10 protein-coding genes and 1 riboswitch are annotated in these 9570 nt (G+C 58.2%); all 10 genes read left to right on the top strand.

The window, feature by feature from the left end; all coding sequences use genetic code 11:
* Positions 1 to 361 precede the first annotated feature (361 nt).
* The 10 genes from ABJP42_RS03135 to trmB all read left to right on the top strand — a co-directional run bounded on the left by ABJP42_RS03135 (position 362) and on the right by trmB (position 9511).
* Positions 362 to 940 carry an OmpA family protein gene (locus ABJP42_RS03135; protein ID WP_348338434.1) on the top strand — a complete coding sequence of 193 codons (579 nt, stop codon included), beginning with the start codon at positions 362 to 364 and terminating at the stop codon, positions 938 to 940.
* Between the two features lie 14 nt (positions 941 to 954).
* Complete coding sequence (locus ABJP42_RS03130; protein ID WP_348338433.1) at positions 955 to 1260, top strand: hypothetical protein; 306 nt, start codon at positions 955 to 957, stop codon at positions 1258 to 1260.
* 164 nt (positions 1261 to 1424) lie between these two features.
* Positions 1425 to 2432, top strand: a complete 1008-nt coding sequence (locus ABJP42_RS03125; RefSeq protein WP_348338432.1) for a PhoH family protein — start codon at positions 1425 to 1427, stop codon at positions 2430 to 2432.
* 62 nt (positions 2433 to 2494) lie between these two features.
* The gene (gene ybeY, locus ABJP42_RS03120) at positions 2495 to 3007 is read left to right on the top strand and encodes an rRNA maturation RNase YbeY (protein WP_348338431.1); all 513 of its coding nucleotides are present in this window, start codon (positions 2495 to 2497) and stop codon (positions 3005 to 3007) included.
* 22 nt (positions 3008 to 3029) lie between these two features.
* A complete protein-coding gene (locus ABJP42_RS03115; protein ID WP_348338430.1) occupies positions 3030 to 3932 on the top strand; it encodes a hemolysin family protein in 903 nt (300 codons plus the stop codon).
* Positions 3929 to 5455 (top strand): apolipoprotein N-acyltransferase, encoded by a 1527-nt coding sequence (gene lnt, locus ABJP42_RS03110; RefSeq protein ID WP_348338429.1) that lies wholly within the window; start codon positions 3929 to 3931, stop codon positions 5453 to 5455. Before ABJP42_RS03115 ends, lnt begins: the two co-directional genes overlap by 4 nt.
* A gap of 61 nt (positions 5456 to 5516) precedes the next feature.
* A riboswitch (SAM-SAH riboswitch) is annotated at positions 5517 to 5565 on the top strand.
* 5 nt (positions 5566 to 5570) lie between these two features.
* On the top strand, positions 5571 to 6752 hold the full coding sequence (metK, locus tag ABJP42_RS03105) for a methionine adenosyltransferase (protein ID WP_348338428.1): 1182 nt from the start codon (positions 5571 to 5573) through the stop codon (positions 6750 to 6752).
* A gap of 108 nt (positions 6753 to 6860) precedes the next feature.
* A complete protein-coding gene (locus ABJP42_RS03100) occupies positions 6861 to 7721 on the top strand; it encodes a bile acid:sodium symporter family protein (RefSeq protein WP_348338427.1) in 861 nt (286 codons plus the stop codon).
* A gap of 119 nt (positions 7722 to 7840) precedes the next feature.
* Positions 7841 to 8548 carry a COG3904 family protein gene (locus ABJP42_RS03095; protein ID WP_348338426.1) on the top strand — a complete coding sequence of 236 codons (708 nt, stop codon included), beginning with the start codon at positions 7841 to 7843 and terminating at the stop codon, positions 8546 to 8548.
* A gap of 174 nt (positions 8549 to 8722) precedes the next feature.
* Positions 8723 to 9511: a tRNA (guanine(46)-N(7))-methyltransferase TrmB gene (gene trmB / locus ABJP42_RS03090; RefSeq protein WP_348338425.1), complete on the top strand. Its 789-nt coding sequence runs from the start codon at positions 8723 to 8725 to the stop codon at positions 9509 to 9511.
* Positions 9512 to 9570 lie beyond the last annotated feature (59 nt).

Below are 9570 nucleotides of genomic sequence, written 5' to 3'. Positions count from 1 at the left end.
CAGAGCCTGGGAGAGGGAGCTCCATTGGGTTGTCTCTCTTTTGGAAGACGGTTGATTTCCCTCTCCTGCGCGCGCAGCAGGGGCGATTCTCTGGCCGGGCTTTGCGGCTTGATTTCGCTTGGAAAACCAATTGGCCCAAGCTTTGCCCAGCAAGAGTGAGTCATTATTGCAGCGCTATTGCGAACAATTAATACAAAACTGTACGAGTGTCGCTGGAAACCGCATAATCGCGCAAAATGCCTGCATTTGCAGGGGCTGTGTTTACATAAAAACCGTGTAGATTGTTGCTGATAACCTGAGTGTTAGGAATTTTTGGCGGCAAGCTCCCTGGGGGGACTTAGGTGAAGGAAATCTGGTTGTGATGAAAATGAATGCAAAAAACATGCTCTCTATGCTGGCAGCTGCTGCGGCTGTCGTGAGCCTGTCGACAGTTTCGGTACAGGCGCAGGATACCACTGCACCACGGACCGTGGTGGGTGAGCGCTATGTTCCGACCATCTGGGTCGATCCCGATGGCTGCGAACATTGGGTCATGGATGACGGGGCCGAAGGCTATATGACGCCGCATGTGCTGCCAAATGGCAAACCAGTGTGTCGCCGTGGTAATCTGTGTGGTGTGATGGAGACAGATCAGTTCTTTGCCACCGACAAACACTACATCAGCGCCGCCGGTAAGTCGCGCCTGCAGGAGTTCTTTAACTCCAACAAGGGCAACGTGCGGTCGTTTGTGATCGCGGGCCATACCGACAGCCGCGCCTCTGACGAATACAATATTCGCCTGTCGCAGCGTCGCGCCAATGCGGTTGCGGGTGTTGCCAAATCGGTTGGTGCTCGGATCGCCGATATTCGCGCCTATGGTGAGCGGGACCCACGCGTGCCCAACACCAGCGCTTCCAATATGGCGCAGAACCGTCGCGTCGAAATCTACTGCCTGCGCTAAAGAAGGACACCAAGATGCACCTACTCAAAGCAACCGCGCTGTCCCTTGCGCTGACCGCTGTATCAGCCTGTGAAATCACCCATGACAAGACCCGTGACCAGCATGCTGGCGATGGATCCAACTCTCATCTGTCGAATATGACAGCCGGGATCTGGGTTGACCCACAGGGCTGTGAACACTGGATCATTGATGATGGTCTCGAAGGCTACGCAGATCTGCGGCGCACGCCGGATGGTAAACCCGTCTGCAACAGCCCGCTGCCGCGCAATGTGGCAACCGGGCCGTTCAAAGACGGATCCACCTTCCCGGATTCGCTCTAAGGCCTCGCAGCCTGTCCAGATCATCGCTTGAAATTTGCAGTGGCCGTCCAGAAGTGGACGGCCATTTTTATCTCATTTCTGTGAATTTGCGCTGCCTGCGCTTGCGCCCATCCTGAGGCAGGTCCAGACTGAGGGCAGACACAGCAAATCAGGAGTCCCCCCCATTGGCCACAAGCGCCCGGATCCAGCCGCCAAAGACAGACAGCACCCATGAGGTTCTGCTCGAATTTCCAGATAACCGCCTGTTGATTGATCTGTGCGGCGAATATGACCGCAACCTGACTGAAATTGAGCAAAAGATCGGGGTTCAGATCATCCGCCGGGGCAATCAGCTATCCGTTCTGGGCGAAGAGGCTTTGCGGGACCAGGCGGCTGAAGTGCTGATATCGCTGTATGATCGGTTGGAAACCGGGCGCAGCGTTGAACACGGCGATGTCGATCGTGAGCTGCGTATGGGGCATGCCGAAGATGAGGCCAGCGATGACCAGCTTGAGATGTTCAAGGGTGGACAGGTGGAGATCAAGACCCGCAAGAAACTGGTGGAACCTCGCACCGATGCGCAAAAGGCCTATGTGCGCTCTTTGTTTGAACACGAGTTGGCCTTTGGCATTGGCCCAGCCGGCACCGGCAAGACCTATCTGGCGGTGGCGGTTGGAGTGAACCTGTTCATCACCGGACAAGTGGACAAGATCATCCTGTCGCGCCCTGCGGTCGAGGCCGGGGAGAAGCTCGGCTACCTGCCAGGCGATATGAAGGACAAGGTCGACCCCTATATGCAGCCGCTCTATGATGCGCTGAATGACTTCCTACCCGGAAAACAACTGGTCAAACTGCTGGAAGAAAAGCAGATCGAGATCGCGCCTCTGGCCTTTATGCGGGGGCGGACGCTGTCGAATGCCTTTGTGGTGCTGGACGAAGCACAAAACGCCACCTCCATGCAGATGAAGATGTTCCTGACCCGTTTGGGCGAAGGTTCTCGGATGGTGGTGACAGGGGATCGCACCCAGATTGACCTGCCGCGCGGGGTGACCTCAGGGCTGGCTGATGCGGAGCGTCTGCTGTCTCCGATCTCCAAAATCAGTTTCAACTATTTCACCGCTCGCGATGTGGTACGGCATCCGCTTGTCGCCGCCATCATCGAGGCCTATGACGCTGAAACCCCACCGGCCTAGCGCAGGCTGGGGCCTTGGGTTTGATCAGGCGCTGATGCGCTCTGAAGGGAGGGTGGCAGGCCATGGCGCTGGAAATCACAATCGAAGACAGCCGTTGGCAGGAGGTCGGACTGGAGGCCTTGGCAGAGCAAGCCGTGGCAGCGGTATTGGGGCATTTTGAGCTGGAGACTGAGGCCTGCGAGATTGCCCTGCTGGCCTGCGGCGATGATCGTATTGCAGGGCTCAACACCGAGTTTCGCGATAAGCCCGTGCCCACCAATGTGCTGAGCTGGCCCGCCGAGGATCTGGCAGCAGAAGTTCCGGGGGGGCAGCCGCTGCCTCCTGAGGCGGATTTCACGGGCGAGATCCCGCTGGGCGATATCGCAATAGCCTTTGAGACCTGCCAGCGAGAGGCTGTTGCCGCAAACAAGCCCTTGGCGGATCATTTGCGACATTTGACTGTTCATGGAGTGTTGCATCTTTTGGGCTATGATCACATTAGCGACCTTGACGCCACAGTGATGGAGGGCTTGGAGGTCGAGATACTTGGCAATATGGGTCTGGATGACCCATATACTGTGGATGACAGCCTCTAAGGGGGCATTTTGGATAGGACAGATGGGCGATATAGAAGGCAGTTCTAACGCGGCGCATGGCGCGCTGCAGAACAACATTGGTAGCGTTGAGGCAGAAGCCCGCGCGGCACACCGACCCGGGTTCTGGGAGCGTGTTTTTGGCTCTTTCGGACCGGACATCCCCGAGCAACCGCCCCGGATGGAACCGGGACCAAGCCCCGAACCTCAGTCTCATGGCATGATCAACCTGCGCCGCATGCGGGTCGAAGATGTGGCCATTCCTTCGGCTGAAATTCTATCGGTTCCGGTCTCCATCGATCGTGACGACCTGGTGCAGGTGTTTCGCGACAGCGGCTATACCCGAATCCCGGTCTACGAGGGCACGCTGGACACGCCCCTGGGCTTTGCCCATCTCAAAGATTTTGCTTTGACCCATGGCTTCAATGGCGGCACCAAACCGTTTGAGCTGTCGCAGATGCTGCGGCCTTTGCTGTTTGTGCCGCCCTCGATGCCGATTGGTGTGCTGCTAGCCAAGATGCAGGCTGAGCGTCGCCACATGGCGCTGGTGATCGATGAATATGGCGGTGTCGACGGGCTGGTGACCATCGAAGATTTGATTGAACAGGTCATTGGTGAGATCGAAGACGAGCACGACCCGGGCGAAGACCAGACCTGGTATCAGGAAAAGGCTGGCTGCTATATCGCCCTGGCGCGTACGCCGCTGGCAGAATTCGAAACTGAAATCGGTCAGTCGCTGACCCGTCACGAAGACGTCGATGCCGAGGAAATTGGCACCCTGGGTGGGCTGGTCTTTATGCTCTCTGGTCGGGTCCCGGCGCGTGGTGAGGTGATCGAGCATCCGGATGGGCCGGAGTTCGAAGTCATGGATGCAGATCCCCGCCGGATTAAACGGCTGCGGGTTATGATGCCGGACCGGGCCGCGTGAAGACCGGGCTTTGGCTCCGATTTCGCCGCGCGGCCTATCGCCGCGACAGCTGGGTCGCGGCGCTCTCTGCTTTTGGTCTTGGGGCGTTGTTGTCTTTTGCTCTGGCGCCCCTGCATATTCTGCTGAGCCTGCCTTTTGCCCTTGGTGGCATCGGCGTGCTGGCGCTTTGGGCACGCTCGGGAATGCAGGCGGCAGTCATTGGCTGGCTCGCCGGGCTCGGCTATTTCAGCTTTGGCCTGTCTTGGATTGTTGAACCCTTTCAGATCGACGCCGATCGCTACGCCTGGATGGCCCCCTTTGCGCTTGTTTTCCTGGCTGCGGGGGTGGCGCTGTTCTGGGGGCTGGCCTTTGGGCTTGCGGCGCGATGGCAACGTGGGGGAGCCCGGCTTGTCTTGTTGATGGCGCTGTGGTCGCTGGCGGAATTTGGTCGCGCCTATCTGTTGACCGGTTTTCCTTGGGCCGGGTTCGCTCAGTTCTGGATCGACACCCCGGCAGCACAACTGCTGCCTTGGATTGGCGCGCAGGGGCTTGCCCTGTTGACCCTGCTCGTCACCCTGCCATTAGCACTGCTGCGCTACCGACCCTTGCTGGCGGTCTTGCCGCTCTTGCTGGTGGCTCTGGCAGGATATGCGTTACCGCCTCCACCGGTTCCGGAGATGACCGACAAACTGGTGCGCCTGGTGCAGCCCAACGCGCCACAGGCAGAAAAGTGGCTACCAGAGCGGCGCTGGGATTTTGTCCGCCGGGCCATCGAGTTGAGCGAAACCAGTAGTACCTCAGACAGCCCCAAGCCGGACTTGATAGTTTGGCCGGAAACCTCGGTGCCGCAACTGTTGAACAACGCAGATGAGACTCTGTCGGCTATTTCAACGCGCATTGGAGGGGCTCCGCTGCTGCTTGGCATCCAGCGTCGTGAAGAGGGGCGCTATTTCAATTCCGCCATCCTTTTGGATGCCGCAGGGCAGGTGGTTCAGATCTATGACAAGGCGCATCTCGTGCCTTTTGGCGAATATGTTCCCTTTGGCGATCTGATGGCGCAGTTTGGCATCCACGGATTTGCGGCGCAGCAGGGGGCCGGCTATAGCGCCGGTCCCGGGGCGGCGCTGCTGGATCTGGGAATTGGAGTGGCGCAGCCACTGATCTGCTATGAGGCGGTGTTTGCCAGGGATGTAAATGCAACCACCACCCGGCCCGATATGCTGATCCAGATCACCAATGACGCCTGGTTTGGCACTCGTTCTGGCCCCTATCAGCATCTAGTGCAGGCGCGGATGCGCGCCGCAGAACAGGGTCTGCCGATGCTGCGCGCCGCCAATACCGGTATCACCGCCATGATCGATCCTTACGGGCGGATGCGGGAGCATATCGTTCTTGGGAAATCGGGCGCGGTGGATGGCTATCTGCCAAAGCCGCTGGAGCCGACACTGTTCCGGCGTACAGGGGATTGGCCCGTTTTCATTCTATGTATTTTTCTGGCGCTGGGGGTGGCGGTTTTTGGCCGTAAATCGCACGGGCGCTCATAGGGGCTTAACTTCTGGAGTTTAGTGTTTGACCTCACGAGCAACCCCGCGTAAATCGGTCTAATTCCTCTCACAACGGCTTCCTGGCGTGATGGGGTAAACCCAATGGAGCATTTTCATGACACGCAAGAACTATACTTTCACTTCGGAATCCGTTTCCGAGGGCCACCCGGACAAGGTCTGTGACCAGATCTCGGATGCCGTCCTCGACGCATTCCTCGCCGAAGAGCCCGAGGCCCGGGTCGCGGCGGAAACTTTTGCAACCACCAACCGCGTCGTTATTGGCGGCGAAGTTGGCCTGTCCGATCAGGACAAGCTGCACGATTATATGGGCCGGATCGATGCGATCACCCGCGCCTGTATCAAGGATATCGGCTACGAGCAGGACAAGTTCCACCACAAGACCGTGGAAGTTACCAACCTGCTGCACGAACAGTCCGCCCATATTGCGCAGGGCGTTGACGCCTCGGCCGACAAGGACGAAGGTGCTGGTGATCAGGGCATCATGTTCGGCTACGCAACCACGGAAACACCGCAGCTGATGCCTGCGCCGATCCAGTATAGCCACGCTGTTCTGCGTCGTCTTGCCGAAGTCCGCAAAAATGGCACCGAGCCCGCGCTGGGCCCCGATGCAAAATCGCAGCTTTCTGTTGTCTATGAAGATGGCAAGCCCGTGCGCGTCAGCTCGCTGGTTCTGTCGACCCAGCATCTGGACGAGAGCCTGAGCTCGGAAGACATCCGCGCCATGGTTGCTCCCTATTTCCACGAAGTCCTGCCCGAGGGCTGGCTGACCGATGAAACCACCTGGCATGTGAACCCCACAGGCAAATTTGTCATTGGTGGCCCTGATGGCGATGCAGGTCTGACCGGGCGTAAGATCATTGTCGACACCTATGGCGGTGCGGCACCTCATGGTGGCGGCGCTTTCTCGGGTAAAGACCCGACCAAGGTGGACCGCTCAGCGGCCTATGCAGCGCGCTATCTGGCCAAGAATGTTGTTGCCGCAGGCATGGCCGAACGCTGCACCATTCAGCTGTCCTATGCGATTGGCGTGTCCAAGCCGCTGTCGATCTATGCCGATACCCATGGCACTGGTGAAGTTGACCCGGCTTTGATCGAGCGGGCAATTGACCAGACCATGGATCTGACCCCGCGCGGTATCCGCCAGCACCTGGGCCTGAACAAGCCAATCTATCAACGCACAGCTGCCTATGGTCACTTTGGCCGCGAGCCCGATGCTGATGGCGGTTTCAGCTGGGAGCGCACCGATTTGGTTGAGGCGCTGAAAAAAGCCGTCTAAATCGTAGTGATAATTTAACCTCTTGGGCCAAAGCTTTCCGTTGGGAAAGCTTTGGCCCTTTTGCTGTTTTGTGCGAAGTTTTCTCACAAATGAGGGAGGTAATACAAAATGCTGATTCAAGTGGCCCTACCGTTGTCGCTGGCCTTTATTATGTTTTCGCTAGGCTACGGGCTGACGCTGGCCGATTTTAGCCGGGTTTTCACAATGCCGCGGGCGGTGATTGTTGGTGTTTTGCTTCAGGTCGTTGCCCTGCCTGTTTTGGCTTTCCTAGCGCTGATGGTTTTTGACCTGCCACCGGCGCTTGCCTTTGGCGTGATGGTTTTGTCCTTTTGCCCAGGGGGGGTGACGTCAAACATCCTGACGAAACTGGCGGGTGGTACCGTCGCCCTGTCGATTACCCTGACAGCCATTGTCAGCCTGCTCTCCGTCCTGACAGTCCCGTTTCTTGTCGTTTGGGCCGCTGGTCGTTTTTTGGGGGCTGATGCGCCAGAGGTCGATGTGACGACCATTGGCATTTCCATGTTTGCCATCACTGCTGTTCCGGTGATCTTTGGCTTGCTGGTTCGCGCCTTTGATCCTGATCTGGCCTATCGGGCCGAAAAGAAAATCTCTCTGGCAGCAACGGTTTTGTTTGTACTCGTAGTTGCCGTTGCCTTGTACACCAACTGGGAGCTGTTTGTTGCAAGCATAGGGGAGCTGGGGCCTATCCTCATGGGATTGAACGTGGTCTTGTTGTGCGTTGGGATTATCAGCGCTCGCTTGCTCGGATTGACGGGGAGCGACGGCCTGTGCGTCTCGATCGAGATGGGCGTGCAGAATGCTACGCTTGGCATCACGGTGGCCGGCATGGTGGCACAGACGGGGGGCATCCCTGAATACGCCGTCCCCGCGGCGGTTTATGGGATCACTATGTATATCGTGACCATTCCCGGCATGTTTATCCTGCGCTCGGTGTTTGCAAAAGGTTGACCCGATCGCGGTTCTGCCGACCGCCTGGGACCAAGCAGTTGGGCAATAACTGCTTGGTTGAAAGCGCCGATTCAGGCCATGCTGAGGCGGAACCTTGCAACTGACAGGACTTGGACAGGATGATCCGTTTTTTCACTGCCGTTTCTCTGGCGCTCTTCCCATTGTCGGTATTGGCCAATGAAAGGATTTCGCAGAAGTTTGAGATCGAGGGCACACGCCTGATCTACGACACTGAGAAAATCAATGGCGAAATCACAGAGAGAGACATCGGGGCTTTGAAGCGGGCCCTGAGAAAACACACAGAGATTCTGGAGATTCAGCTCAACAGCAGCGGCGGCAGTGTCCATGCCGGAACAGAAATGGCCGGGGTGGTGATGAAATACAGGTTGGATACCTATGTGGGCGATGAATGTACCAGCGCCTGTGTAGACGTCTTTCTAGCGGGCAACCGTCGCCATATTGCGCAGGGCGCCAAGATCGGCTTTCATCAACGCAGCTGGGGGGCGGAGGCGGTGCAGCGTTACTATCGCAACTGGCGAGAGCGCAAAAACTGGGACTCGCCTTTTGAATTTGGCGCCTGGATTTACGCCGACACCCAGATCGAAATTCACGAACACCTTGCCTATATGATCTCGCGCGGGGTCGAAGCCGGATTTGCGGTTGAGAGCATGAAGGCGGAATCGAGTGAGATCTGGTATCCAACGCAGGAAGAACTGGCCACTGCGGGCGTGTTGCGCGAGGCGGTTCTGCCGCCGCTGGAGAGGCCACGCGTCGTTGCAGAGCCGCTCTCTGATCGGCCTCAGGTGGTGTTGCAGCAAAAGAAGTAGCACCTGTAGCCCTGACCCGAGGTTTCCAGATCCTGGACCAAGCCTCAACTGGCGCCTCCCTTGACCTGCGGCGCTGCTTGCGGCAGATGGGCGGCCAACTGCGCTCCTCTCTATCCTGGCCCCTGTCTGCACTGGCCAAACCGAGTGCGCTTGATTGAAGGAAGAGCCGAGCCCATGGCCGAGAATAAACCGCCCCGCGAAACAGGCTCTGACAAGGGCCAGCCGGATACAACTCCAGCAGCCGCACCTGAAGACGGCGCCCATGTCAGCGGAGCGCCCTGGCGCAATTTCTATGGTCGCTTCAGTGGCAAGACCCTGAAGGACAGCCAGCGCCGCTATCTGGCTGAAGATCTGGAAAGCCTTAGCCCCGGTGCTGTGGGCTGGGATGAAAACCCCGACCGCACGCCGCTGGATCTTGAGGCGCTGTTCGGCGGTCGGGATACCTGGCTTGAGGTTGGCTTTGGTGGCGGTGAACATCTGGTGCATCAGGCAAGCTCGAATCCAGATGTGGGCATTATCGGGGCCGAGCCCTTTATCAATGGCGTAGCCATGTTGCTGGGCAAGATCCGCAAGGCAGGCTGTGACAATATCGCGGTGCATCCCGGCGATGCGCGCGATCTGATGGATGTGATCCCACCGCAGTCTATTGCCAAGGCGTTTCTGCTCTATCCTGACCCCTGGCCCAAGACCCGGCACCACCGGCGCCGCTTTGTGACCCAGGAACATCTGGAACCGCTGGCGCGTTGCCTCAAACCCGGCGCGATCTTCCGCGTGGCCACCGATATTCCCGACTATGTGCGCCAGACCCTGGAAGAGGTGCCAAAGGCAGGTTTTGAATGGCTGGCAAGTGAGGCCGCCGATTGGCGCGAGCCCTGGGAAGACTGGATTTCCACCCGGTACGAGCAAAAGGCCCTGCGCGAGGGGCGCACCCCCACCTATCTGACATTCCGCCGTCTCGGCTGATCCGCGCGCAAAGACCCAGGGATCGGTGCTGGACGCTTTGTGCTCAATTCGTTACCGAT

It is taken from the genome of Pseudophaeobacter sp., assembly GCF_039971195.1.
Taxonomy (GTDB): domain Bacteria; phylum Pseudomonadota; class Alphaproteobacteria; order Rhodobacterales; family Rhodobacteraceae; genus Pseudophaeobacter.
This window is presented reverse-complemented; position numbering and strand designations above follow the sequence as displayed.